The following is a 24,590-nucleotide window of genomic DNA, read 5'->3' on the forward strand; positions in this document are numbered from 1 at the left end:
CGGAGGTAGTTTTTGAACATGTTCGAAAATAACCTTGCCCTCAGCAAGAGCGATCGCACCCGCGCACGGATCAGCGCCGCCGCGATCGAATCGTTCACGACGCGCGGATACACCGACACGACGATGAGGTCCATCGCCGAACAGGCCGGAGTTTCGACAGGCAACGCCTACTACTACTTCCCGTCGAAGGATCACCTCGTGCAGGCACTGTATGAACAGGTGCAGCGCGAGCACCAGCACCTCGCGCGGGAACGCCTTGCGGGCGAACACGGACTGGTCGAGCGTCTGAGGATCGTGTACACGAGCGGTCTGGACGCCCTCGGTCCATACCGCGCCGTCGCGCCCGGGTTCCTCACGGCTATGATCCCTCCGGACTCGCCGCTCAACCCTCTGTCGGCCGAATCCTCCCCCGCGCGCGACACGATAGTCGCGCTGTTCCGGGACGCCGTCGATGGCGCGCAGCACCGTCTCCCTGCCGATGTCATCGCGCCGCTGCCGGACGCACTGCTCGTCGCACACCTCGCTATCGTGCTCCGGTGGACCTACGATCGGTCACCCGAACAGACGAGGACCCGCTCGCTCCTCGAATCGGGGCTGCGGTTGCTCGACCTCGCGCTCCCTTTCGTCCGCGTCCCCGGAGTACACGCCGCGGCCCGGGAACTCCTCACGCAGGTCGCGGAAGTGCAATCGTGACGTCGACAGTCAAGAACGCCGACTCCTCGATCCGCACACCCGACAGACCGATGGACTTCACCGGCGACGAATTCATGAACGGGGCGCTGTGGACGTGGGGGCTGTTCAATGCCGTCATTCCGATGGGCGTCCTCACGAGCATGCTCTGGAGTCTGTCCACTTCATCCGGGTGGTCCTGGACGAGCGCCGGCCCTCAGACCATCGGCTATGCGATCATCGTCTGCGGGATCGTCGTCGTGGTCTCTCTCGTGCTCGTGCCGCTCGGACTCGCGCTGACGTGGCCGTTCGCACGTCTGCTCCGCCGAGTGCGCCCCGTGCCCGTCCACCTCCTGGCCTATACGCTGATCGGAGCGGGTATCGGGGTGCTATACCTGGCTGCCGTCGGTGGACTGAGCACCTTCGGCACCGTGAACACTTACACGATCCTGGTCGCGACCCCCGCCTTCGCCATCACGATCGCGACTCCGCTCGGGTGGTGGCTGTCCGCGCGCCGCGCGCTACGGAAGGACAGGGGGCTGCTCTCCGCGGGCGTCGATGAGGATGCGGCTGTCGAGGATGCCGCGGCGCAGTGATGCCGATGCCCGCTCGGCAGTCGCTGATCAATTGCGCTCGTGCAGCGGGAAGTCGATCGCGCCGGTCTCGCCCGACTGACGGGCCATCGGAATGCGGGTGCCGAGCACCTGCGCGACGACGTCCTGCGCGATCTTCGATGCCGTGAGCCCCGCGTCGGCGAGGATCTGGTCGCGGGAGGCATGGTCGATGAACTCGTCGGGAAGCCCGAGTTCGTCGACCGCCGTGTCGATGCCCGCCTCACGGAGAACCTGCCGCACGCGGGTGCCGACACCACCGACGCGGATGCCGTCCTCCAGCGTGATCACGAGACGGTGCCGCGCAGCGAGTTCGACGATCGACGGCTGCACCGGGATCGCCCAGCGCGGGTCGATCACCGTCGCGCCGATGCCCTGCGCACGGAGCCTCTCCGCGACATCGACCGCCAGCGATGCGAACGGGCCGATGCCGACGACCAGGACGTCTTCCGACTCCCCCCGGGCGAGGACGTCGACGCCGTCTTCGAGGCGCTCGATCGCCGGCAGATCCGGCGCGACGTCGCCCTTCGGGAAGCGGATGACGGTCGGGGCGTCCTCGACGAGGACGGCCTCGTCCAGCGCTTCCTGCAGACGGACCGCGTCGCGCGGTGCGGCGATGCGGATGTGCGGGACGATCTGCAGCATCGCGAGGTCCCACATGCCGTGGTGACTGGGGCCGTCCGGCCCGGTGACACCGGCCCGGTCGAGCACGAAGGTCACGCCGGCACGGTGCAGCGCGACATCCATGAGCACCTGGTCGAACGCGCGGTTCATGAAGGTCGCGTAGAGCGCGACCACCGGGTGCAGGCCGCCGAAAGCGAGCCCGGCCGCGGAGGCGACCGCATGCTGCTCCGCGATGCCGACGTCGTACACCCGGTCGGGGAAACGCTCCGCGAACGGAGCGAGACCGGTCGGACGCAGCATGGCCGCGGTCATGGCGATCACATCGGAGCGGCGCTCGCCCACCGAGACGAGGGCGTCCGAGAAGACGTCCGTCCACCCGCGACCGCCGGAACCGAGTGTCTCACCCGTCGCCGGATCGATGCGTCCGACGGCGTGGAACTGGTCGGCCTCGTCGTCGCGGGCCGGCTGGTAGCCGCGCCCCTTCTCGGTGATCGCATGAACGATCACGGGTGCGCCGTAGGACTTCGCGAGCTCGAGGGTCTCGATGAGCGCAGGCAGATCGTGCCCGTCGACCGGACCGAGGTACTTGATGTCGAGGTTCGAGTAGAGCGCTTCGTTGTTCGTGAAGCGAGACAGGAATCCGTGCGTGCCGCCCCGCACGCCGCGGAACACCGCGCGCCCGACAGGACCGAACGCCCGGAACAGGCGGTCGGAGCGCTGATGCAGGTCCTTGTACGCGGCGGCCGTCCGCACGCGGTTCAGGTACCGCGACATGCCGCCGATCGTCGGCGCGTACGACCGACCGTTGTCGTTCACGACGATGACCAGGTTGCGGTCGTTGTCGTCGGAGATGTTGTTGAGCGCTTCCCACGTCATGCCGCCGGTCAGCGCACCGTCGCCGACGACCGCGACCACGTGGCGATCGGCGCGTCCGGTCGCCGTGAGGGCTCGCGAGACGCCGTCGGCCCAGCTCAGCGAGCTCGACGCGTGCGACGATTCGACGACGTCGTGCGGGCTCTCTCCGCGCTGCGGGTAGCCGGCCAGACCGCCGCGAAGCCGCAGCGACGAGAAGTCCTGCCGCCCGGTCAGCAGCTTGTGCACATAGGACTGATGCCCCGTGTCGAAGATGAACGGGTCGTCCGGCGAGGAGAAGACCCGGTGCAGGGCGATCGTGAGCTCGACGACGCCGAGGTTCGGACCGAGGTGGCCTCCGGTCTGAGACACGTTCTCGACGAGGAACTCGCGGATCTCGCCGGCGAGCTCGACGAGCTGGTCCTCGGACAGGGAGTCGAGGTCACGGGGTCCTGAGATGCTCCGGAGAATGGGCATCTGCACCTCCTCACAGGCACCGTCGGGGCAGCCGATTCCGGTTCGGATGCAGGTTCGATCCTACCCCGCCCACCCCGGGAAGGACCGGAGCGCAGAAGCCCCTTGACACACGCAGAGGGGCCCGGTTCCGAAGAACCGGGCCCCTCTGTCGGCGATCAGACCAGCGAACGCAGCACGTACTGCAGGATGCCGCCGTTGCGGTAGTAGTCGGCCTCACCGGGGGTGTCGATGCGGACGACCGCATCGAACTCGACGACCTGCTTACCCTCGGGCGAGTTCTCGCTCGGGGTGGCCGTGACCTTGACGGTCTTCGGCGTGACGCCGTTGTTCAGCTCCTCGAGACCGGTGATCGAGACGATCTCCGTTCCATCGAGACCGAGCGACTCCCAGCTCTCACCGGCGGGGAACTGCAGCGGGACGACGCCCATGCCGATGAGGTTCGAGCGGTGGATGCGCTCGAAGCTCTCGGTGATGACGGCCTTGACGCCGAGGAGGCTGGTGCCCTTCGCCGCCCAGTCGCGCGACGAACCCGAGCCGTACTCCTTGCCGCCGAAGATCACGAGCGGCGTGCCCTGAGCCTGGTAGTTCATGCTCGCGTCGTAGATGTACGACTGCGGGCCACCGGGCTGGGTGAAGTCGCGCGTGTAGCCGCCCTCCACGACCTGACCGTCGTTGACGGCCGAGACCATGAGGTTCTTCAGACGGATGTTCGCGAACGTACCGCGGATCATGACCTCGTGGTTGCCACGGCGCGAGCCGAAGGAGTTGAAGTCCTTGCGGTCCACGCCGTGTTCGGTGAGGTACTGCGCGGCGGGGGTACCCGGCTTGATGTTTCCGGCGGGCGAGATGTGGTCGGTGGTGACCGAGTCGCCGAGCGTGGCCATGACGCGCGCACCCTCGATGTCCTTCACCGGGGTGAGCTCCATCTTCATCCCGTCGAAGTACGGCGCCTTGCGGACGTAGGTCGAGTTCTCGTCCCACTGGAAGGTGTCGTCCTCGGGGGTGGGGAGGCTGCGCCAGCGCTCGTCGCCGTCGAACACGGTCGCGTACTGCTTGATGAACTGCTCGCGCGAGATCGACGAGTCGACGATCTCCTGCACCTCGTCGGGCGTGGGCCAGATGTCCTTGAGGAACACGTCCTGGCCATCGGAGCCCTTGCCGAGCGCGTCGTTCTCGAAGTCGAAGTGCATCGACCCGGCGAGAGCGTACGCGATGACCAGCGGCGGGCTGGCGAGGTAGTTCATCTTCACGTCAGGGCTGATGCGGCCCTCGAAGTTGCGGTTGCCCGACAGCACGGCGGTCACGGCGAGGTCGTGCGAGTTGATCGCCTCGGACACCTCTTCGATGAGCGGACCGGAGTTTCCGATGCAGATCGTGCAGCCGTAGCCGACCGTGTAGAAGCCGAGGCCCTCGAGGTCCTTGTCCAGACCGGACTTCTCGTAGTAGTCGGTGACGACCTTCGAGCCAGGGCCGAGCGTCGTCTTGACCCACGGCTTCTGCTTCAGACCCTTCTCGAGCGCCTTGCGGGCGACGAGACCCGCGGCGATCATGACCGACGGGTTCGACGTGTTGGTGCACGACGTGATCGCGGCGAGCGTGACGGCTCCGTTGTCGAGGATGTACTTCTCCCCCGACGGGGTGGTGACGGGAACCGGGTTCGATGCGTTGACCGGAGCGCCGCTGTTGATGTGCACGGGGCGCGTGGTGCGCGGCTCCTCCTCACCGGGGACGTTGCCCGGGTCGGATGCCGGGAACGAGTGCTTCGACTCGAGGTCGACGACGTCATCCGACGTGGAGGCCGTGGCGTAGCTGAGGATGTCCTGCTCGAACTGCGACTTGGCCTCGGAGAGGAGGATGCGGTCCTGCGGGCGCTTCGGACCGGCGATCGACGGCACGACCGTGCCGAGGTCGAGCTCGAGGTACTCGCTGAAGACGGGCTCCTGCGAGGCGTCGTGCCAGAGCGTCTGCTCCTTGGCGTATGCCTCGACGAGTGCGACGGCCTCTTCGCTGCGGCCGGTGAGGCGCAGGTAGTCGAGGGTCACGTCGTCGATGGGGAACATCGCAGCGGTCGAGCCGAACTCGGGGCTCATGTTGCCGATGGTCGCACGGTTGGCGAGCGGCACAGAGGCGACGCCCTCGCCGTAGAACTCGACGAACTTGCCGACGACGCCGTGCTTGCGCAGCATGTCGGTGATGGTGAGCACGACGTCGGTCGCGGTCACACCGGCGGGGATGTCGCCGGACAGCTTGAAGCCCACGACGCGCGGGATCAGCATTGACACGGGCTGTCCGAGCATCGCGGCCTCGGCCTCGATGCCGCCGACGCCCCAACCGAGCACGCCGAGGCCGTTGACCATGGTCGTGTGCGAGTCGGTGCCCACGCAGGTGTCGGGGTAGGCGCGAAGCACGCCGTCGACCGTGCGGTCGTAGATGACCTTCGCCAGGTGCTCGATGTTCACCTGGTGCACGATGCCGGTGCCGGGCGGGACGACCTTGAAGTCGCTGAAGGCCGTCTGGCCCCAGCGGAGGAACTGGTACCGCTCGCCGTTGCGCTCGTACTCGATCTCCACGTTGCGCTCGAGCGCGTTCTCCGAGCCGAAGAGGTCGGCGATGACGGAGTGGTCGATCACCATCTCGGCGGGCGAGAGCGGGTTGATCTTGTTGGCGTCACCTCCGAGCGCCGTGACGGCCTCGCGCATGGTGGCGAGGTCGACGATGCAGGGCACACCGGTGAAGTCCTGCATGACGACGCGCGCCGGCGTGAACTGGATCTCGGTGTTGGGCTCGGCCGCGGCATCCCACGATCCGAGAGCCTCGATCTGCGCCTTCGTGACGTTCGCGCCGTCCTCGGTGCGAAGCAGGTTCTCGAGGAGGACCTTGAGGCTGAAGGGGAGCTTGTCGAAACCGGGCACCGTGTCGATGCGGAAGATCTCGTAGTCGGTGCTGCCGACCGTCAGGGTGCTCTTGGCACCGAAGCTGTTCACCGTGGACACGAATCCGTCTCCTTCTATTCGGATGGGAGCGACAGGCGCCTCCATCTTGCTCGCCAGCGAGCCCCTGCGGCTAGCAAGGCAGACCTAACCAGTCTGCTCCGCTCGGCCCGTGGGCGAAAGCCCGCAATTTATCTTGATGTCAAGATAAATCTATCACGACTGGGACGTGTTCTCCGCCTGCGGCTCGCGCGGATACAGCGCCCGTACGACGAGCCAGGTCACCGCGATCAGCGGGGCGAAGAGCGGGAGTCCCATGATCAGCTTGAGGGTGCCGAGGACCGCGACCTCGTTCGCGAGGTAGAGCGGCAGCTGCACGGCGAGCCGCGCGAAGAAGAGTGCGGCCCAGGCGACGCCGAGCCAGAGGAAGGCACGACGCTTGCGGCGATCGTTCCGCCACGCGGTGCCCTCCCCCATGAGGAAGCCGGCCGCGAGTCCGATGAGCGACCAGCCGATCAGCGCGGAGACCAGCATGGCCGTGCCGTACACGGCGTTCGTGATGAGTCCGGGAACGAAGTTGTCGGCGCCGCGCCCGGTGAACAGGGCGAGTCCGGCTGCCGCCGCAGCGGCGACCAGCCCGCCGATCGCGGCGGAGGGCGGTGACTTCTGCACGAGGCGCACGACCGTGAAGACGGCGGCGAGACCCACCGACACGCCAAGAGACAGGATCAGCGGCTCGGGACGGATCGTGAAGAGGATGACGAACGCGAGGCTCGGCAGGACCGATTCGAGGATGCCGCGCCAGCCGCCGATCGCCGACCAGACCACCCGATGGGTGGCTCCCGTCCCGGAGGGGTCGAGGCCCGCGCGGCGCGCTGCGCCGCCGAGCGCTGCGCCGAGGATCTCCGAGGCGCTCTGCTCGCGCTCGGGCTCCGGCGCGGGCGGGGTCAGCGGGGTGCTCACGCCGAGCCCGGGGTCGCCGGCATCTTCAGCGGGATGAGGTCGCGCGGCGGCATGGGGGCGCCGCCCCGCACGACGACGATGGAGCGGAACAGGTCCTCGACCTTCGCCGCCGCATCGAGATCGGATGCCGCGGCGCCGCCGATCACGCCACGCAGGAACCAGCGGGGACCGTCGATGCCGACGAAGCGCGCGAGCCGCAGCTCCGAGCCCTCGCTGGCGGGCGACGGCACCTCGGCGAGCAGCTCCTTGCCGAGCGACCCCTCGCGCTCCTCGACGCGGCCGCCCTGCGCACGCACCTGGTCGCGGAGCTGCACGCGGGTCTCATCCCACAGGCCACCCGAGCGGGGCGCCGCGAAGGGCTGCACCTGCAGCGACGACTCGGCGTAGTCGAGGCCGACCGCGACGATGCGCTTCGACTGCTCCTCGACCTCCAGACGCAGGTTGAGCCCTTCACGCGGCAGGATCTTGATGCCGCCCAGGTCGATGTAGGGGCGGACCGGGTTCGCCTCGGAGTCGTCGAACGGACCGTCGGTCGCGCGGTTCGCGGGTGCCGACTTCGAAGGGGTCGCGTTGTTGTCAGTCATGGGCCTGTCCTGCCGGGGTCGAGTGGGTTCCTGCCTGGTAGCCGGTCGAGCCGAAGCCGCCTTCGCCGCGCACGCTCTCCGGCAGCTCTTCGACCGGGATGAACGTGGCTCGGGTCACGGGCATGACGATCAGCTGCGCGATGCGGTCGCCGACGGCCACATCGTACGCGCTGTGGATGTCGGTGTTGATCAGGCTCACCTTGATCTCGCCGCGGTAGCCCGCGTCGACCGTGCCGGGTGAGTTGACGATCGAGATGCCGTGCTTGGCCGCGAGACCGCTGCGGGGCACGACGAACGCGGCGTACCCCTCGGGCAGGGCGATGCGCACGCCGGTGGCGACCAGAGCGCGCTCCCCGGGCGCGAGGTGCACGGCCTCGGCGGCGACCAGATCCGCTCCCGCGTCGCCGGGATGGGCGTAGCCGGGCACGACAGACGCGATAATGGGGACATCAACGGAATCAGTCACCCCAAGAGGCTAATGCAGAACACCGTCCCCGACGCACGAGTCCGCTACCGCGAGCGGCTGTCGCCGAGCCTGTGGCTGCTGGTGACGATCGCTCTCGCCGGACCGATGGTCGCGCTCATCTTCATCCCCGCCGGTTCGACGCTGGCCCTCGTGATCGGCGCCGCCGTGTCGGCGCTGCTCGTGGCGGGCGCGATCGCGCTCACGCCCGTCGTGTCGGTGCAGGGAGACGAGCTCCGCGCGGGGCGCGCACACATCGCGGTGCGCCACCTCGGCCGCCCCGTCGCGCTCACCGGTGACGAAGCTCGGCAGTCCCGTGGGCCCGCCCTCCCGGCACGCGGCTGGCACCTCGTCCGCGGGGGCATCGACGGCGTCGTCGTGGTTCCCAACATCGACGAGGACGATCCGGTGACGGCGTGGACCATCTCGACCCGCACTCCTGACCGTCTCGCCGCCGCGATCGAGGCCGCCCGCTCCTGACCGGGCACCCGGCTCCGTCGGCGGAGACGACAACGCGCCCCTGACCGAGGTCGGGGGCGCGCACGTCTCGCTCGGATGCGCTCAGGCAGCGCACTCCTTGCAGATGGGGCCATCGGGGCCCTCGTGGTCGAGCTGGGAGCGGTGCTTCACGAGGAAGCAGCTCATGCAGGTGAACTCGTCCTGCTGCGCGGGCAGCACGACGACATCGAGCTCGAGGTCGGACAGGTCGGCACCGGGGAGGTCGAAGCTGGACGGATTGTCCGCGTCCTCGTCTCCCGTGGAGCCGGAGTTCTTGTCCGGCACACGCTCCTTGAGGGCTTCGATCGACTCGGAGTCGTCTTCACTCTTGCGGGGAGCGTCGTAGTCGGTTGCCATATGGAGAATCTCCACTTTCATGCGAGTGGGTGGTGCGCCGTCGGGGTAATCGGCGGCCATAGTTTGCACGACCGTGAGTGAATAAGCAAATGCCCGCGGGTGCGACAGAGCAAACTCACGGCACGCCCAGGGTATTCCCCGGTCGGAGCGCCGCTGCGTGACACCATGAACGCACAGCCACAAGAGGGGCATTCGCATGGAAAACGTCACCATCGTCGGCACCGAAGCAGGGGTCCTGGTACTCGCCACAGAGTCGGGCGAGCGGTTCGCGCTGCCCATCGACGACGTGCTGCACCGGGAGATCCGCCGGGCGACGAGGCAGAGCGAGCCGGCGACGCAGCGCCTTGCGGCCAGCCCTCGCGACATCCAGGCTCAGATCCGCGCCGGCCTGACGGCTCCCGAGGTCGCCGAGCTCCTCGGCATCGACGTCGAGGACGTCGAGCGCTTCGAGGGACCGGTGCTCGCCGAGCGCGAGCACGTGATCGGCCAGGCTCTCGCCGTGCCGGTCCTCATCGGCAGCGACGTCGAACCCGATGCGCAGCCCACCTTCGGCACGGCGATCCGTGCGAAGCTCGCCGACGTCGAGGCGTCGGCCGAGCGCTGGGCGAGCTGGAAAGAGGATCGCACCTGGATCATCAAGCTCGAGTTCACGGCCAACGAGGTCGACCACGACGCCCGCTGGTCGTTCGATCCCCGTCGCAGCGCGCTCGCGCCGCTGAACGCGGACGCCACCCAGCTGTCGCGTCAGGGGTCGCTGCCCGAGGGCCTCATCCCCCGCCTCCGAGCCGTGGAGTCCGAGCGCACCACGTCGCCGTACAAGGACGACAGCCGATTCGACTCCGGCGCTTTCGGCCCGCGCCTCGTCCCGACCCCGGCTGTCGACGTCGAGGGCGACGAGGTGTCGCAGCCCGAGCGATCGTCGTCGGCCGTGCAGGATGCCGCGACCAAGCGCGCTCCGGAGTCGACGAGCACCAGCCCTGAGACCGCCGATCTGCTCGAGGCGCTCCGTCGCCGCCGCGGTCAGCGCGAAGCCGCCCCGCTCCTCGACGAGACGGACGAGGACGAGTCGGACTCCCATCCCATCGCCCTCTTCGACGCCTTCGAGACCACCGAGCCGGAGCAGGCAGAACCCGAACCCGAGCCCTCCCCCGAGCCCGCGAACGAAAGCGGCACCCGTCGCCGCCGCCGTAACGCCATGCCCTCCTGGGACGAGATCGTCTTCGGAGCGCGCACCGACGAGTGAGCTCGGCGTCACCGCGCCCGAGGCTCCGAGTCCACCGGGCGGGGTGACCGGGTCTGCGACGGCGTCGCGTCAGCGCGCGAACGCGCCGAGTCGGATGAGCGGAACCTGGCGCTCCTCCGGGGTCAGACCGCCGTGCTGGCCGACCATGCCGCGGTTGCGCTGATCGGCGGCGGTGCCGTCGTACACCGCGACGTTGCCCCGGGAGACGATGAGCACGTCGCCGATACGCGATGCCGCGGCATCCGTCACCACCGGGCCGAACAGGCCGGCCGCGACGGCATCCTCCCGCGTCCCCACGTCCGCGTACCCGGCGAGGTCGCTGCGCCAGCGTGCGGCGACCTCGGCGGCGTCGGCGTCCGGTTCGAGGTAGGCGTGCAGCATCCGCGGCTCTCCGCCGAGGTGCCGTACTCCCGAGAGGTGCTCGGCCTCGAGCACGATCTGCCGGTGGGCCGGCACGTCGACCATGCCGTGATCCGCGGTCACGAGCACGCCGACGCCCGGCGGCACCCGCACGGAGAGGGCGGCATCGAGCTCCTCCAGCGCAGCGATCCAGTGCGGCGAGTCGACGCCGTGCCGATGGCCGGCTTTGTCGACCTCCGGCAGGTAGCAGTAGACGAGGGCGCCCGGATGGCGTTCGGCGAGGTCGTACGCGACACGCACGCGATCCGCCGGCGCCTCGGCCGAGACGAAGTCCGCGCCGCGCAGGGTGGCGCGGGTGAAACCGCTGCGGGCATACGCGGCGACACCGACCGCGAACGCGGGGCGTCCTTCTGCCGATGCGCGCTCGAACACCGTCGGGGACGTCTGCCATGCGAGCGGATCGACCCCCTCGCTCTCCCAGCCGGAGAGCTGATTCACGAGAAGGTCGCGCTCGCGATCCAGCACCCGGTATCCGACGAGGCCGTGCTCCCCCGGCCAGACTCCCGTGAGCAGGCTCGTCAGCGCTGCAGCGGTGGTCGACGGGAAGACGGTGTGCGCGACGTCCTTCCTGGCCATCCCCGCCGTGAGCGATCTGGCGTGGCCGGCGTGGGCACGCAGGGTGATGGCGCCCAGACCGTCGATGAGCACGAGCACGACCGATTCGGCCCGCGGCAGAGCCTCGGACCCGCCGCGGAGAGCGGCGAACAGGTCGTCCGCCACCCCGACGACGCTCCGGGCTGCGAGCGACTCGGGCGGTAGCATGAGGGACATCCGAGCCAGTCTGACACAGGCTCCGGTACGCCCTCAGCCCGCATCACCCAGGATGGCCATGCCGAAGACCCCGCCGCCCGAGCTCGCCCCGGAGAGAATCCAGGACATCGATCTCGAGAGTGAGATGCAGGGGTCGTTCCTCGAGTACGCGTACTCCGTGATCTACTCGCGCGCTCTGCCCGACGCCCGCGACGGTCTCAAGCCCGTGCAGCGGCGCATCCTCTTCCAGATGGCGGAGATGGGCCTGCGCCCCGATCGTGGACACGTCAAGAGCGCGCGCGTGGTCGGCGAGGTGATGGGAAAGCTGCACCCGCACGGCGACTCCGCGATCTACGACGCACTCGTGCGCCTCGCACAGGATTGGGCTCTCCGCGTCCCGCTCGTCGACGGACACGGCAACTTCGGCTCCCTCGACGACGGCCCCGCCGCCGCTCGGTACACCGAGGCGCGCCTCGCGGCGCCGGCGATCGCCCTGACGCAGGACCTCGACGAGGACGTCGTCGACTTCATCCCGAACTACGACGGCCAGTTCCAGCAGCCCGCTGTGCTGCCCGCCGCCTTCCCGAACCTGCTCGTCAACGGCGCGAGCGGCATCGCGGTCGGAATGGCCACGAACATGGCGCCGCACAACCTCATCGAGGTCGTCGCCGCCGCGACGCACCTGCTCGAGCATCCCGAGGCCACGACCGAGGAGCTCATGGAGTTCGTCCCCGGTCCCGACTTCCCCTCCGGCGGCATCCTCATGGGCCTCGACGGCGTGAAGGACGCGTACACGAACGGGCGCGGCGCGCTGAAGGTGCGGGGCAAGGTCTCGGTGGAGTCCCTCGGGCCGCGGCGCACCGGCATCGTCGTGTCGGAGCTGCCGTACATGGTCGGCCCCGAGCGACTCATCGAGAAGATCCGCGACGCCGTGCAGTCGAAGAAGCTGCAGGGCATCAGCGATGTCACCGATCTCACCGACCGCAACCACGGCCTCCGGGTCGCGATCGGCATCAAGACCGGCTTCGACCCGAACGCTGTGCTCGAACAGCTCTACCGGCTCACCCCGCTCGAAGACTCCTTCAGCATCAACAACGTCGCACTCGTCGACGGTCAGCCGCGCACGCTCGGCCTCAAGGAGATGCTCAGCGTCTACGTGAGCCACCGCATCGAGGTCATCACGCGCCGCAGCCGCTACCGGCTCGCCCGCCGCGAGGAGCGCCTCCACCTCGTCGAAGGACTGCTCGTCGCGATCCTCGACATCGACGAGGTCATCCAGGTCATCCGCTCGTCCGACGACTCCGAGCAGGCGCGCACGCGACTGCGCACGGTCTTCGACCTCAGCGAACCTCAGGCCGAATACATCCTCGAACTGCGTCTGCGCCGCCTGACGAAGTTCTCACGCATCGAGCTCGAGAGCGAGCGCGACGCACTGCAGGCGGAGATCGCCTCCCTCCGTGAACTGCTCGGCAGCGACGTCCTCCTGCGCGCGGCCGTGGCGAAGGAGCTGGATGCCGTGGCCGACGCCTACGGCACGCCGCGCCGCACGCTGCTCATGAACGCTGCCGCGCCGAAGCCGCGCGCGGCGAAGGGCGCCGTCGATCTGCAGATCGCCGATGCGCCGACCGTGCTCGTCCTGTCGACCACGGGCAGAGCAGTGCGCGTCGACCTCGCCGAGGGCCAGGAGCTCACCGCGCCCGCCCGTCGCAGCAAGCACGACGCGATCCTCGCCACGGTCGATACGACGGTGCGCGCCGAGCTCGGCGCTCTCACGACGGAGGGCCGCGTCCTGCGCTTCTCCCCCGTCGATCTACCCTCGGTTCCCTCGTCGTCGGTGCAGCTCGCCGCCGGCACACCGCTTCGCGACTACCTGGGGATCACGACCCGCGGTGAGCGCATCCTCGGCTTCGTGAGATTCGACAGCGACACCCCGATCGCGATCGGCACGGCCCAGGGAACCGTGAAGCGCATCGTCCCGTCCGCCCTTCCCGTGCGTCCGGACATCGAGGTCATCGGCATGAAGCCCGGTGACACGATCGTGGGCGCAGCCGAGGCCTCCGACGACGCCGAGCTCGTGTTCGTGACCACCGATGCGCAGCTGCTGCGCTTCTCCGCCTCGACCGTGCGCCCGCAGGGCGCTCCCGCCGGCGGCATGGCCGGCGTGAAACTCGGCTCGGGCGCCTCTGTCCTGTTCTTCGGCGCGGTCTCGCCGGGGACGGATGCCGTCGTCGCGACAGTCTCCGGCACCGAGAGCGCACTGCCAGGCACCGACCCGGGGCGCGTGAAGGTCTCCGCCTTCGCCGAGTACCCGGCCAAGGGCCGCGCGACGGGCGGTGTCCGGGCTCACGCCTTCCTCAAGGGTGAGGATCGGCTCACCGTCGCCTGGGTGGGGCCGGCACCGGCACAGGCGGTCGACCCGACCGGTGCGGTTCGCAAGCTGCCCGAGGCGGGTGCACGACGCGACGCGTCCGGCCAGCCCGTCGAAGGCGTGATCGGCAGCATCGGGCGAACGCTGGTCTGACGTTCTCGGCCCGCACGCGACGAGAACCGCGCAGCGTGCGGGTCAGAGTGCGAGGTCGCGACCCAGGTCTCTGAGGCCGGTGGCGACGATCTCCGCGATCGTCCGCGCGTGCCTCCCGGTCGGATCGAGGTCGGGGTCGAACACCGTGACGGATGCACCCCACGCGCGCGGAGCGAGGAGCCCGAGCAGTCGGATCAGCTCGTCGGGCGAGAGTCCGCCGACATCCGGACTGTCGACCGCGGGCATGTATTGAGGATCCATCACATCCACGTCGATCTGCAGCCAGAAGCCTCGGTCCAACGCTGGGAGTTCGAGTACATCCGCTGCGGCACGCGCCGCCCCGTGCATGACGACCCTGTCTGCGGGCAGCACCAGGCCGATCGTGTCGGCCAGCTCGTCGAGGTGCTCGTCGTCGCGACGGCATCCGATGTGCGCTGTCGCCGCGCGGTCGAAGTACGGACCGAGGCCGTCGATGTCGGCGATCTCCGGGAGGTGGAGTCCCACGGCGGCAGCGAGATCCTCGCCGGCAAGCGCTCCGATCTCGGGGCTGTTGCTCGGATGCCGGAAGTCCGTGTGACCGTCGACGTGCACGAGTCCGCTCGGCCGCGCGACTCGCGAAGCGAGACCTGCGGCGATGAGGAGACTGCAGTCTCCGCCCAGCACGAGCGGAGCGCGCCCCTCTCTCGTCAGCGTGACGAGCCGGGCCGCGAGCCGCCGCGCGTGGTCGACGATCGCTTCGTGATTGCGAACCGCGTTCCGGGAGCGGTTCGGATGATCGACATACCTTCCGGGGAGGATCGCTCCCGCATCCGTGGCCCCCTCGCCGAGGAGTCGGGCGTGCAGTCCTGCCTCTCGCAACGCCTCCGGTGCCTTGGCCGTGCCGGGCACCGCCCCCGGCTGCGGCGGTCGGAGGCCGAGGTTCGTGGGGGCGGAGACGATCGCGATCATCACGTCATCCTCGCAGCACCCACCGACGCCCGCTCCGTCAGAGACGAAGGGCGAGGACGTTCGCGGTGAGACCCGCGGCGGTACCGCAGAGGATCACGGTGTCGCCGCGGCCGACGCGCCCCGCATCGAGCGCCCGCGCGAGCATGAACGGGACGGAGGCCGAGACCATGTTCCCGAAATCCGCGACCTCGTCGACTCGACGGTCGGCGGGGATGCCGAGTCTGTCGAGCATCGGTCCGAGGGCCGCGGAGGCCTGATGCGGCACCCACAGAGCGACGTCGTCGTGCGCGACGCCCGATCGCTCGTGGAACGCCGAGAAGAACTCGGGCAGCACGCGCATCATCGCGAGCAGCGCACGCCTGCCGTCCATGTCGAAGAGGTAGTCCGCGGGGTCGGCGTCCGCATAGACCTGCGCCGGGGAACGCGACAGGCCGCCGCGGATCTCGGTGTCGTGCGCAGAGGCCGGCCAGGTGCGCTGGGCGCTCGCGATCACGCCTCGCTGAGGATCGGACGAGCGCTTCAGCACGACGGCGGCACCGGCATCGCTGAAGAGCTCGTAGCTCTCGCGCTGCTCGGGGTTGAGGAACCGGGACCCGACGTCGCCCGAGACGATGAGGATGGTCTCCGCATCCCCCGCCTCGAGGTATCGCGAGGCGACGTCGAGCGCCGTGATGAAACTCGTGCAGGTCGAGTTCACGTCGAACGCGGCAGCATGGCCGGTGAGGGTGAGTCGTTCCAGCACGAGTGCGGCCGTACAGGGAATGGGCTGGACCCCGGCAGCGGACGCCCCGAGAACCAGGTCGATCTCGTGCGGGGCGACGGACGCGCTCGCCAGTGCGCGCTCGGCGGCGTCGACGAGCATGTCCAGGTGCGACACGTCGTCGGCGATGCGATATCGCACCTCGTCTCCGAATCGCACGGTCCGATCGGGCAGCGACGTGCCCCAGCCGACGATCTCGCAGTTCCTCATGGTCTTCCTTCCCCCCAGTCGCGCACCACTCGGCGCAGCTTCACCGACGCGTCGTGCGTATACGGCACGAAGACGATTTCCGGTCGTTCACAGCCCAGCCGGTCCGCCAGTCCGGCGACCTCCGCGCCGACGCTGCGGCGCGATCGATCATCCACTACGTCGAGCGCGATCTCGAGGCGCGACGCGGCGGTCTGCACGACCCGGTACTCGTCGAATCCGTCCGCGAAGAGCAGCGCCCTGGCCATGACGTCGGCGAACACGGGCACCGGGCGTCCGTCCGAGCCTCGGAAGAGAAGGGTGTCGCCCTCGCGGCCCTCAATGCGGTCGATGGCCGCGAGAGCGCTGCCGCACGCGCACGGTTCGCTCTTCGCGCGCAGCACATCGCCGAGGCGGTAGCGCACGATCGGCTGCGCGCGACGACGCAGATCGGTCACGATCGGGACGAAGCGCTCCGCATCCAGTGCCTCCCGCTCGAACAGCACGGAGTCCTCGTTCAGATGGATGACACCGCGTTCGCAGGTGTGGGCGAGGAACCCCTCGGTGCACTGGTAGAGCTGATGCAGGAGCGGCTGCCGGAGAGCCGCTCGGATCCGGTCGGCGTCGGCGAGCTCGAGCACCTCCGCGACCGCGTAGACCTTCTTCGGTACGACGTCGAAGTCCCCTGTTTCCGCTGCCTTCGCGATCACGCGCAGCACGGAGGGCGGCGCGACGAGGATGGTCGGTCCGTACTCCTGCAGCCGCGCGACGTTCTCGGACATGTCCGCGTAGACGTCGAAGTAGCGGAAGGAGACAGCGCGCGATCCCACGGATTCGTACAGGGAGTTGTCCGCGCGGAGGAAGAGCGCGATGCGATGCCCGAGCAGGTCGCCCCGGGGCAGCGTGCGAGCGAGCACGGTGCCCACCCAGGCGTCACGTTCTGCGGGGCTCACCACGAAGAGTCCGCGATGACCGCTCGTGCCGCTGGAGAGTCCGACCGAGTTGGCCCCCAGATCGGCGTCGAAGTCTCGCGAGCGCTCGTTCGCGATCGCGAGTTCCAGCGCCTCCCCCTTGTTCGCTCCGACGGTGTTCATGCGATCGAACTGCGCCATCATGATGCGCTTGTCCATCAGCGGGAGCCGGTCGAACTCGGCGTCGGCGAGCAGTTCTCGGAAGTACGGCGACCGCCGCCGGAGAAACCGGACGTGTCGCCGCAACAGACGACGCTGACGGCGCGCGACCGCCCGACGCGAGCGCAGCGGCCTGAACCAGCGCACAGCAGCGAACTCTCTCAGGATGCGAAGGGTCGACATCAGCTCAGCAGGTCTCTCTCGCGGACGGGATCATGACTGCACACGACACGGACGCCGGCATCGGCGAGCAGGGAGACGGTGTGCGCCGTGCGGAGATACGCGTCGGCGTCGAACTGCACCGCCCGCGGCACCGCGCGCAGACGTTGCACCTCCGCGAGCAGGTCGCTCCCCCACGCGGCGTCCCCCGCGAGCAGCACCCTGTCATCGACGAGCGCTCCCAGGTGCCCGTCGGCGTGGCCGGGGAGATCGACGATGAGATAGCCGCCGTCACCGAACAGATCGACCGCTGCGACCTCGACGCCGCGGACGGTCCGGAGCGAGAACTCCTCGTCGCGGAGAACGCGCATGGCGGTGTCGCCGAACCACTCGGGCAGCAGACCGGTCAGGATGCCGCTGCGCAGTGTCGGAGCGGCGAGCGTGCGCTGCAGCCCCTCGCTCAGGACGAACGTCGCACCGGGGAATCGGCGGACGCCGCCCACGTGGTCGGGATGCAGATGGGACAGAACGACGTGCGTCACCGATGCCGGGTCGACACCGTCCTGACGCAACCGGGAAGCGACATCGTCCTCGTCGTCGACGTGCGGCGGCAGGAGCCTCCGATACACGGCCCCACGCCAGCCGGTCCGCCATTCCCCGCTGGCGTAGCCCGTGTCGAACAGGACACGTCGGCCGTCCGCGCCGTCGTAGAGGAAGACCCCGGACGGGAATCGACGCCGCTCACGGGGTGCGCCATGGAACATCGACGCCAGGTCATGCGACGTGCTGCCGCAGGCGTAGTGCCGCAGACGGCGGTTCATCCGTGACCCCGCAGATCGGCGGCGACCGCCGCGAGGGCATCGTCCAGCGTGACGGTCGGTGCGTAGCCGAGATCCCGCACGGCACGGGAGATGTCGAGCGTCTGCGTGTAGGCGATCGTGCTCAGCGTGTACCGGGTCAGTGGCGGCTCCGGGCTTCCGGGGAGCGCGCGGCAGAGGGCTTCGAGGGAGGCGGCCGCCGCCCAGGCGACCCGTCGGTTCGCGGAGCGGAACCGGGGCTGCTCCCCCATGAGCGTGAGCAGTCGTTCGAGGAGATCTCGCAACGGCCGGGGCTCCCCGTTCGTGATGTTGTAGACGCCGCCGTCCGCATCGCCCGCGGCCAGGGCCAGCCGAAGCGCCGCCGCGACGTTCTGCACGGCGGTGATGTCGATGAGGTTCGCTCCTCCGCCGAAGAGCGGCACCCCGATCCGGGCGTGCACGTCGAGCAGTCGAGGGACCAGGCTGGGGTCGCCGACGCCGATGAGTCCTCGAGGACGCACGATCACGAGCTCGGGCAGCGCGCCACGACGCCGCGCCTCCTGCAGCAATCCCTCGGCGGCGATCTTCGACCGGATGTAGCCGTTCAGACGGTTTCCCGTGTCGACATCGTCCTCGACGATGCCCACCCGGTCACGCGCGGCGGCGTAGACGCTCGGCGACGATACGTGAACGACCCGTCGTACCCCGTTGCGCCGGGCGAAATCCGCCACGTGCGCGGTGCCGACGACGTTCGCCTCGCGGAAGTCCGCCCACCGCCCCCACGGCGTCGACAGCGCAGCACAGTGGATGACGGCATCCACCGGCAGTTCCCGCGATCTCAGCGAAGCGAGATCTCCCGGCACGCGATGGCGGTCATCGACGAGTTCGCCGAGCCGCGCCGTGTTCCGTCCGGCGGCGAACACCTCGAACCCGTGATCCTGCAGATCGCGCACGACGTGGCCGCCGAGGAACCCCGTCGCCCCCGTCACCAGCACACGGGCTCCGGACATGACCCTCACCCTAGCGGCCCTATTGTGGTCGAGTGCGCATCGCCATGGTGACCGACTACTACCTGCCGACACTCGGCGGCGTGCAGACCGTGATCAAGGCCCATCGTGAGGCTCTGGAGCAGGCGGGCCACGAGGTCTTCGTGCTCGCGCCCCTGGCGTCCGCGAGCACAGATCCCCGGATCATCCGGCTTCCGACGGCTCGCGGATTCGCACCGGACGGATACCCGTTCACGTGGCCGCCCACCGCGGCGGCGACCGCCGTGCGCGACGCTCTGCGCGACCTCCGCGTGGACGTGGTCCACGTGCACACCGAGATGTTCGCCGCGCTCGCGGGGTTCGAGGCGGCGCAGGGTCTCGGCGTCCCCGTTGTGCAGACGATGCACGGTCGCATCGACGTGTACACGCGCTCCGTGCTGCCCCTGCCGTCTGTCACGACCGCGCTGCTCGCGGCCCTGCACCGTCGCCGGATGCCGCACGACCGCGCGGCGATCGATGCGGGAGCACCGTACGCCCGCACACGCCAGGCCAGGCGCATGTGGCGCCTGATGGCGAGTCAGGCCAATCACGCCGACCACGTCATCGTCCCGTCCGCGCACTTCGCCGAGAAGCTCGTCGCGCAGGGCGTCAGCACGCCGCTGACCGTACTCTCCAACGGGCTCGAGGACACAGTTCTGGATGCCGTCGGCGCGCCCGCCGTCCGAGAGCCCGCTGCCGACGGGCCCCTGCGGGTGATGTGGTGCGGTCGTCTGTCGCCAGAGAAGCGTCCGGACGTGTTCGTCGAGGCCGTCCGGACGACGCCAGGCATCGTGGCGCACATGTTCGGCGACGGAATCGCCCGAGCGTCGGTGGCGCGCTCAGCCGCCCGCCTCGACGACGACCGTCTGACGGTTCACGGCGCCGTGCCCCAGTCCCTGGTCCTGGAAGCCATGCGCGATGCGCACGTGCTGGTCTCCAGCTCGCTCGACTTCGACAATCAGCCGATGGTGATCCTCGAAGCCGTCGCATCCGGTCTCCCCGTCATCGTCACCGACCCCGACCTCGTCGAGACGTTCCCGGCGGGCGCGGGCATCGTCACCGAGACACCGGATGCCGCGGGACTGAGCGCCGCGCTCTCGGCGCTTCGCGACGATCCGACTCGGATCACCGCGCTGAGCCGCGCAGCCGTCGCGCAGCGCGAGAGCGTGGAGCAGACCACGCACCGCGACGCGCTGGTCGAGGTCTACCGGTCCGCGATCAGGCGTCGATCGACTCGCGAGACAGCCGATCCGACGAGTCGATGATGAACTCGCGCCGTGGTGCGACCTCGTTGCCCATGAGCAGCTCGAACACGCGTCCGGCGGCCTCGGCGTCCTCCATGCGCACCCGGCGCAGGAGTCGGCCGCCGCGGTCCATTGTCGTCGACGCCAGCTGCTCGGCATCCATCTCGCCGAGGCCCTTGTAGCGCTGGATCGGTTCGTGCCACCGCTTGCCCGCCTTGCGGAGCTTGGCGAGGAGCGCGTGCATCTCCTGCTCGCTGTACGTGTAGATCGTCTCGTTCGGCTTCGAGCCGGGATTGATGACGATCACGCGGTGCAGCGGCGGCACCGCCGCGAAGACGCGGCCGTGCTCGATGAGCGGTCGCATGTAGCGGTAGAACAGCGTCAGGAGCAGGGTGCGGATGTGCGCGCCGTCGACGTCGGCGTCGCTCATCAGGATGATCTTGCCGTAGCGCGCGGCGTCGATGTCGAAGCTCCGGCCCGATCCGGCGCCGATGACCTGGATGATCGAGGCGCACTCCGTGTTCGACAGCATGTCGCCCACCGATGCCTTCTGCACGTTGAGGATCTTTCCGCGGATCGGCAGCAGCGCCTGGAACTCGCTGTTCCGCGCGTTCTTCGCGGTTCCGAGAGCCGAGTCGCCCTCGACGATGAACAGCTCGCTGCGCTCCACGTCGTTCGTGCGGCAGTCGACGAGTTTGGTCGGCAGGGTCGAGGACTCGAGAGCGTTCTTGCGTCGCTGCGTCTCCTTGTGAGCACGGGCCGAGACGCGCGCCTTCATCTCCGCGACGATCTTGTCGAGCAGCTGCGTTGCCTGGCTCTTGTCGTCGCGCTTGGTCGAAGAGAAGCGTGCCGCGAGGTCCTTGCGGATCACCTGTGCCACGATCTGACGGACCGCCGGCGTGCCGAGCACCTCTTTGGTCTGCCCTTCGAACTGCGGCTCGGGGACGTTCACGGTGAGCACCGCGGTGAGTCCGGCGAGCACGTCGTCCTTCTCCAGCTTGTCGTTGCTGCCCACCTTGAGCCGGCGCGCGTTCTGCTCGACCTGAGCGCGCAGCGCCTTGAGCAGCTCCTGCTCGAAACCCTGCTGGTGCGTGCCGCCCTTGGGCGTGGAGATGATGTTGACGAAGGAGCGGGTGATCGTGTCGTAGCCGGTGCCCCAGCGCATCGCGATGTCGACCGCGCACACGCGCTCGACCTCGGTCGCGACCATGTGCCCGTCGGCCTGCAGCACAGGCACGGTCTCGGTGAACGTGCCCTCGCCCTGGATGCGCCAGGTGTCGGTGACCGGCGCATCGGTCGAGAGGTACTCGACGAACTCCGAGATGCCCCCTTCGTACAGGTACGACGTCTCGTTCACGGTCGCCTCGGGGGCGCTCTCGCCCTCGACGGGAGTACCGGCGGCACGGCCGTCGCGCACGACGATCTCGAGGCCGGGCACGAGGAACGCCGTCTGGCGGGCACGCGTCTCGAGCTCGCCCAGCTGGAACGCCGCATCCTTCGTGAAGATCTGCCGGTCGGCCCAGTAGCGCACACGCGTTCCGGTGACGCCGCGCGGGACCTTCCCGATGACCCGCAGCTCGCTCTTCTGCTCGAACGGGGTGAAGGGGGCGTCGGGGCGCTTCTCCCCCTTGTCCGCGAAGATGCCTGGCTCGCCGCGGTGGAACGACATCGCATACGTCTTGCCGCCTCGGTCGACCTCGACGTCGAGACGCTCCGAGAGCGCGTTCACGACGGATGCGCCGACACCGTGCAGACCGCCGGATGCCGCGTACGAGCCGCCGCCGAACTTCCCGCCCGCGTGCAGCTTCGTGTAGACGACCTCGACGCCGGTCAGCCCGGTGCGGGGCTCGACGTCGACGGGGATGCCGCGGCCCCGGTCGTGGACCTCGACGCTGCCATCGTCATGGAGGATCACGTCGATCTTGGACCCGCTGCCGGCGACGGCCTCGTCGACGGCGTTGTCGATGATCTCCCACAGGCAGTGCATGAGACCCGGGGAGCCGTTCGACCCGATGTACATGCCAGGGCGCTTGCGGACGGCCTCGAGGCCTTCGAGCACCTGGAGATGATGGGCGGAATACTCGGCGGTCACAATCTCCGATTCTATTCTCGGGGGCGGACACGGGCCGCTCGACACTCCCCATACACGACCACTCCGCGTCCAGTCCACGACCGGCGCGTACGCTCCGAGCGAAACACGCCGTCAACCGGGCATGCATGCAGGTGCAGCGTGGTTGTATTGATCACGCCCACCAGCGAACCCGACACCTAGGAGGCACCGAAGATGAACGCAACGACCGAACGTGAGACCTCCGCCGTCGAGTTCCGCCTGACCGCCATGGATCGATGCGATTCCTGCGGCGCTCAGGCCTACATCGCGGCCGAGGTCAACGGCTCCGAACTTCTCTTCTGCGCGCACCACGGCCGCAAGTACGAGGAGAAGCTCCGCAGCGTCGCCACCAGCTGGCACGACGAGACCTCGCGTCTCATCGACGCCGTCTGATCCGCCGACCCCGCACGAGTCGACACGGAGCCCGTCCTGTGACGGGCTCCTTCTGTCTGCCCCGACGTCCCGTCACTCCACGACGACCCGGCGGATACGAGACGTCAGGCGCGTGAGGATCTCCTCGCCGACCGTGTCGATCCGCTCGGCCAGTGTCGTCGCACTCGACTCCCCATGGCCCCCTGCGCCGAAGATCCAGACCGGGTCGCCCTCGGCCGCGCCGGGCCAGGTCGAGACGATCGAGCTCGTCTCGTCGACGCGCACGAGGGTGCGCGCCCCGGCGGGTGTGCCGATCGCCGAACCGGCGAGCAGCGACGGGATGCCGTCGAAGGACCCGATCGCGACAGCGACCTCGTCACCGCGCACCTCCGTCACCGTCGCGACCAGCTCGGCGACGGGGGCGATGCCCTCGAGGTCGGGTCCGTCGGCGGAGCGGATGCCGTAGCAGAACGCGCCGATGCGCGACACCGTGCCCCGCAGCTCCGGCCGCCACCAGGAAGCGGCCGATGCCGTCAGATGCAGCGCGTCAGGAACCTCGCCGGACCGACCGCTGATCTCGACGGCGTGCAGGAATTCTCTGCGAGCGTCGTCGTCCTCCTCGTCGCTGGCCTCTGCGAGGTGGCTCCAGATGCCGACGAGCGCCACCACTCCGTCGGACTCCGCGCGTCGGACGTCCGCGATGGTCTGCTCCCACTCCTCCGGCAGCATGCCGTTGCGATGCAGTCCGGTGTCGATCTTGAGGTGTATGCGCGCGCGGATCCCGAGCGCAGTCGCCCGCGCGATGACCGCCGACAGGTACTCCGTCGAACCGACCCCGAGGTCGATGTCGTGGCGGAGCGCCTCGTCGATCTCGTCGTCGATCGACGTCACCCACGCGAAGATGCGACCATGCGCGCCGAGGATCTCCCGCACCCGCACCCCGCTGCACACGTCGTACGCGCCGTACCAGTCGACTCCGGCGGCGAGACCGGTCTCCACGGCCCAGGTCAGTCCGTGCCCGTATGCGTCGTCCTTCAGCACCATCATGAGCTCGGACGGGGCGATGCGGTCGCGCACCGCGGCGATGTTCCACGCCAGACGATCGGTCGAGAGTCGCAGCTCCGGGCGGCTCATGCCTCCCACCTCCGACCCGCGTGCGCACCGGCGACCGCGATCAGCTCCCCCGCCGACAGGCCCGTGACCGAGCTCCACCGGGCCAGGTTGGGACCTGCGGGCCCCGAGCCGCCGAAGTAGGTCACCTCGTCGCCGGTCGCGGCCCCGTCCGTGCTCTCCACGTCGACGACGCAGACGTCCATCGCGACGCGCCCGATGATGGGACGCATGGTGCCGCGCACCTCGACGTGCGCCGCGTTCCCGAGCGCTCGCACGATCCCCTGCGCGTATCCGCCGGCGACGAGAGCGGCCGTGGTGTCGGACGCCGCGCGATGGGTGTAGCCGTACGAGACCGCGTCCCCCGCCTTGAGCGGCTTGGTCGAGAGCACGCGCGCCACGAGGCGCATCACGGGCCGTGTGCGCAGAGCGCCGTCCTCGTCGGGAAGCCCGTAGAGCAGACCAGGGTCGATGTCGACGGCACCCGACGTGACCGCCTCGATGCCCTCGAGAGCCAAGGCGTGTACCTCCGCCTCGGAATCGACCAGCATGACGGCCCCGCCGGCAGCCGCCACGGCATGGGCGACCCCGACGATCCCGTGACCCCAGGCATCGCGCCGCAGATCGGCGATCCGCCCTCCCCGCGACGCGGCGTCCGAGGCTGCCGCCGCCAACGCCGATCGGGAGATCACGGCTTGCGGGAGGGAGCTGGAAGTCGAGTCACGCACCCATCCAGCCTAACTCCGGGCTGCCAGGTTGCCCGGTGGCCCGCCCGTAGACTGGAAGC

Annotated in this window: 22 protein-coding genes; 7 read left to right on the forward strand and 15 right to left on the reverse strand. The window is 69.2% G+C overall.

The window, feature by feature from the left end; all coding sequences use genetic code 11:
* Nucleotides 1–18 precede the first annotated feature (18 nt).
* On the forward strand, nt 19–693 hold the full coding sequence (locus RAC69_RS02105) for a TetR/AcrR family transcriptional regulator (protein ID WP_375084786.1): 675 nt from the start codon (nt 19–21) through the stop codon (nt 691–693).
* The gene (locus tag RAC69_RS02110; protein WP_375084787.1) at nt 690–1,265 is read left to right on the forward strand and encodes a hypothetical protein; all 576 of its coding nucleotides are present in this window, start codon (nt 690–692) and stop codon (nt 1,263–1,265) included. Before RAC69_RS02105 ends, RAC69_RS02110 begins: the two co-directional genes overlap by 4 nt.
* Before the next feature lie 27 nt (nt 1,266–1,292).
* Here RAC69_RS02110 and dxs read toward each other — a convergent pair whose 3' ends face one another.
* The 5 genes from dxs to dut form a co-directional block, all read right to left on the reverse strand.
* Nucleotides 1,293–3,233: a 1-deoxy-D-xylulose-5-phosphate synthase gene (gene dxs / locus RAC69_RS02115; RefSeq protein WP_375084789.1), complete on the reverse strand. Its 1,941-nt coding sequence runs from the start codon at nt 3,231–3,233 to the stop codon at nt 1,293–1,295.
* Between the two features lie 155 nt (nt 3,234–3,388).
* Nucleotides 3,389–6,271, reverse strand: coding sequence for an aconitate hydratase (locus RAC69_RS02120; protein WP_341934352.1), 2,883 nt, complete (start codon nt 6,269–6,271; stop codon nt 3,389–3,391).
* A gap of 108 nt (nt 6,272–6,379) precedes the next feature.
* Entirely contained in the window at nt 6,380–7,126 is a 747-nt protein-coding gene (locus RAC69_RS02125) for a DUF3159 domain-containing protein (RefSeq protein ID WP_375084791.1), read from the reverse strand.
* Nucleotides 7,123–7,710, reverse strand: a complete 588-nt coding sequence (locus tag RAC69_RS02130; protein ID WP_375084793.1) for a DUF3710 domain-containing protein — start codon at nt 7,708–7,710, stop codon at nt 7,123–7,125. Before RAC69_RS02130 ends, RAC69_RS02125 begins: the two co-directional genes overlap by 4 nt.
* A complete protein-coding gene (gene dut, locus RAC69_RS02135) occupies nt 7,703–8,176 on the reverse strand; it encodes a dUTP diphosphatase (protein ID WP_341934349.1) in 474 nt (157 codons plus the stop codon). Before dut ends, RAC69_RS02130 begins: the two co-directional genes overlap by 8 nt.
* Nucleotides 8,177–8,188: 12 nt before the next feature.
* Here dut and RAC69_RS02140 point away from each other — a divergent pair, with 12 nt between their 5' ends.
* Complete coding sequence (locus RAC69_RS02140) at nt 8,189–8,653, forward strand: DUF3093 domain-containing protein (protein ID WP_375084795.1); 465 nt, start codon at nt 8,189–8,191, stop codon at nt 8,651–8,653.
* Between the two features lie 81 nt (nt 8,654–8,734).
* On the opposite strand, the gene RAC69_RS02145 is transcribed toward RAC69_RS02140, so the two are convergent.
* Nucleotides 8,735–9,028, reverse strand: coding sequence for a DUF4193 domain-containing protein (locus RAC69_RS02145; protein WP_096715394.1), 294 nt, complete (start codon nt 9,026–9,028; stop codon nt 8,735–8,737).
* 196 nt (nt 9,029–9,224) lie between these two features.
* Between RAC69_RS02145 and sepH the strand changes: the two genes are divergently transcribed.
* On the forward strand, nt 9,225–10,271 hold the full coding sequence (gene sepH, locus RAC69_RS02150) for a septation protein SepH (protein WP_375084797.1): 1,047 nt from the start codon (nt 9,225–9,227) through the stop codon (nt 10,269–10,271).
* Nucleotides 10,272–10,340: 69 nt separating this feature from the next.
* Here sepH and RAC69_RS02155 read toward each other — a convergent pair whose 3' ends face one another.
* Nucleotides 10,341–11,462 carry an alkaline phosphatase family protein gene (locus tag RAC69_RS02155; RefSeq protein ID WP_375084798.1) on the reverse strand — a complete coding sequence of 374 codons (1,122 nt, stop codon included), beginning with the start codon at nt 11,460–11,462 and terminating at the stop codon, nt 10,341–10,343.
* A 58-nt stretch (nt 11,463–11,520) separates the two neighbouring features.
* Here RAC69_RS02155 and RAC69_RS02160 point away from each other — a divergent pair, with 58 nt between their 5' ends.
* On the forward strand, nt 11,521–13,962 hold the full coding sequence (locus RAC69_RS02160) for a DNA topoisomerase (ATP-hydrolyzing) subunit A (RefSeq protein ID WP_375084799.1): 2,442 nt from the start codon (nt 11,521–11,523) through the stop codon (nt 13,960–13,962).
* A 42-nt stretch (nt 13,963–14,004) separates the two neighbouring features.
* Here the strand turns inward: RAC69_RS02160 and RAC69_RS02165 are convergent, their stop codons facing one another.
* The 5 genes from RAC69_RS02165 to RAC69_RS02185 are packed head-to-tail and all read right to left on the reverse strand — an operon-like array spanning nt 14,005 to nt 18,952.
* Nucleotides 14,005–14,910, reverse strand: a complete 906-nt coding sequence (locus RAC69_RS02165) for an arginase family protein (RefSeq protein WP_375084800.1) — start codon at nt 14,908–14,910, stop codon at nt 14,005–14,007.
* Nucleotides 14,911–14,947: 37 nt separating this feature from the next.
* On the reverse strand, nt 14,948–15,880 hold the full coding sequence (locus tag RAC69_RS02170; RefSeq protein ID WP_375084801.1) for a 3-oxoacyl-ACP synthase III family protein: 933 nt from the start codon (nt 15,878–15,880) through the stop codon (nt 14,948–14,950).
* Complete coding sequence (locus RAC69_RS02175) at nt 15,877–17,169, reverse strand: F390 synthetase-related protein (RefSeq protein ID WP_375084802.1); 1,293 nt, start codon at nt 17,167–17,169, stop codon at nt 15,877–15,879. Before RAC69_RS02175 ends, RAC69_RS02170 begins: the two co-directional genes overlap by 4 nt.
* Nucleotides 17,169–17,966 (reverse strand): MBL fold metallo-hydrolase, encoded by a 798-nt coding sequence (locus RAC69_RS02180; protein ID WP_375084804.1) that lies wholly within the window; start codon nt 17,964–17,966, stop codon nt 17,169–17,171. Before RAC69_RS02180 ends, RAC69_RS02175 begins: the two co-directional genes overlap by 1 nt.
* Nucleotides 17,963–18,952 carry an NAD-dependent epimerase/dehydratase family protein gene (locus RAC69_RS02185; RefSeq protein ID WP_375084806.1) on the reverse strand — a complete coding sequence of 330 codons (990 nt, stop codon included), beginning with the start codon at nt 18,950–18,952 and terminating at the stop codon, nt 17,963–17,965. Before RAC69_RS02185 ends, RAC69_RS02180 begins: the two co-directional genes overlap by 4 nt.
* Before the next feature lie 32 nt (nt 18,953–18,984).
* Between RAC69_RS02185 and RAC69_RS02190 the strand changes: the two genes are divergently transcribed.
* The gene (locus RAC69_RS02190; RefSeq protein WP_375084808.1) at nt 18,985–20,232 is read left to right on the forward strand and encodes a glycosyltransferase; all 1,248 of its coding nucleotides are present in this window, start codon (nt 18,985–18,987) and stop codon (nt 20,230–20,232) included.
* Here the strand turns inward: RAC69_RS02190 and RAC69_RS02195 are convergent.
* Nucleotides 20,186–22,303 carry a type IIA DNA topoisomerase subunit B gene (locus tag RAC69_RS02195; protein WP_375084810.1) on the reverse strand — a complete coding sequence of 706 codons (2,118 nt, stop codon included), beginning with the start codon at nt 22,301–22,303 and terminating at the stop codon, nt 20,186–20,188. The genes RAC69_RS02190 and RAC69_RS02195 overlap by 47 nt on opposite strands.
* Nucleotides 22,304–22,495: 192 nt before the next feature.
* On the opposite strand from RAC69_RS02195, the gene RAC69_RS02200 reads away from it, so the two are divergent.
* Nucleotides 22,496–22,714, forward strand: coding sequence for a hypothetical protein (locus RAC69_RS02200; protein ID WP_096715398.1), 219 nt, complete (start codon nt 22,496–22,498; stop codon nt 22,712–22,714).
* Nucleotides 22,715–22,786: 72 nt separating this feature from the next.
* Here RAC69_RS02200 and RAC69_RS02205 read toward each other — a convergent pair whose 3' ends face one another.
* Nucleotides 22,787–23,827 (reverse strand): alanine racemase, encoded by a 1,041-nt coding sequence (locus RAC69_RS02205; RefSeq protein ID WP_375084811.1) that lies wholly within the window; start codon nt 23,825–23,827, stop codon nt 22,787–22,789.
* Nucleotides 23,824–24,531, reverse strand: coding sequence for an alanine racemase (locus tag RAC69_RS02210; protein WP_375084812.1), 708 nt, complete (start codon nt 24,529–24,531; stop codon nt 23,824–23,826). Before RAC69_RS02210 ends, RAC69_RS02205 begins: the two co-directional genes overlap by 4 nt.
* Between the last annotated feature and the right edge of the window lie 59 nt (nt 24,532–24,590).

This window comes from Microbacterium sp. LS_15, from assembly GCF_041954735.1.
Lineage (GTDB): Bacteria > Actinomycetota > Actinomycetes > Actinomycetales > Microbacteriaceae > Microbacterium.

Bases quoted from the DNA above. Each gene is read 5' to 3' on its own strand.
- RAC69_RS02105 (WP_375084786.1), top strand. From the start codon at position 19: ATGTTCGAAAATAACCTTGCCCTCAGCAAGAGCGATCGCACCCGCGCA.
- dxs (WP_375084789.1), bottom strand. From the start codon at position 3,233: ATGCCCATTCTCCGGAGCATCTCAGGACCCCGTGACCTCGACTCCCTG.
- RAC69_RS02120 (WP_341934352.1), bottom strand. From the start codon at position 6,271: ATGGAGGCGCCTGTCGCTCCCATCCGAATAGAAGGAGACGGATTCGTG.
- RAC69_RS02130 (WP_375084793.1), bottom strand. From the start codon at position 7,710: ATGACTGACAACAACGCGACCCCTTCGAAGTCGGCACCCGCGAACCGC.
- RAC69_RS02140 (WP_375084795.1), top strand. From the start codon at position 8,189: ATGCAGAACACCGTCCCCGACGCACGAGTCCGCTACCGCGAGCGGCTG.
- RAC69_RS02145 (WP_096715394.1), bottom strand. From the start codon at position 9,028: ATGGCAACCGACTACGACGCTCCCCGCAAGAGTGAAGACGACTCCGAG.
- sepH (WP_375084797.1), top strand. From the start codon at position 9,225: ATGGAAAACGTCACCATCGTCGGCACCGAAGCAGGGGTCCTGGTACTC.
- RAC69_RS02155 (WP_375084798.1), bottom strand. From the start codon at position 11,462: ATGTCCCTCATGCTACCGCCCGAGTCGCTCGCAGCCCGGAGCGTCGTC.
- RAC69_RS02160 (WP_375084799.1), top strand. From the start codon at position 11,521: ATGCCGAAGACCCCGCCGCCCGAGCTCGCCCCGGAGAGAATCCAGGAC.
- RAC69_RS02165 (WP_375084800.1), bottom strand. From the start codon at position 14,910: ATGATCGCGATCGTCTCCGCCCCCACGAACCTCGGCCTCCGACCGCCG.
- RAC69_RS02170 (WP_375084801.1), bottom strand. From the start codon at position 15,880: ATGAGGAACTGCGAGATCGTCGGCTGGGGCACGTCGCTGCCCGATCGG.
- RAC69_RS02175 (WP_375084802.1), bottom strand. From the start codon at position 17,169: ATGTCGACCCTTCGCATCCTGAGAGAGTTCGCTGCTGTGCGCTGGTTC.
- RAC69_RS02180 (WP_375084804.1), bottom strand. From the start codon at position 17,966: ATGAACCGCCGTCTGCGGCACTACGCCTGCGGCAGCACGTCGCATGAC.
- RAC69_RS02185 (WP_375084806.1), bottom strand. From the start codon at position 18,952: ATGTCCGGAGCCCGTGTGCTGGTGACGGGGGCGACGGGGTTCCTCGGC.
- RAC69_RS02200 (WP_096715398.1), top strand. From the start codon at position 22,496: ATGAACGCAACGACCGAACGTGAGACCTCCGCCGTCGAGTTCCGCCTG.
- RAC69_RS02205 (WP_375084811.1), bottom strand. From the start codon at position 23,827: ATGAGCCGCCCGGAGCTGCGACTCTCGACCGATCGTCTGGCGTGGAAC.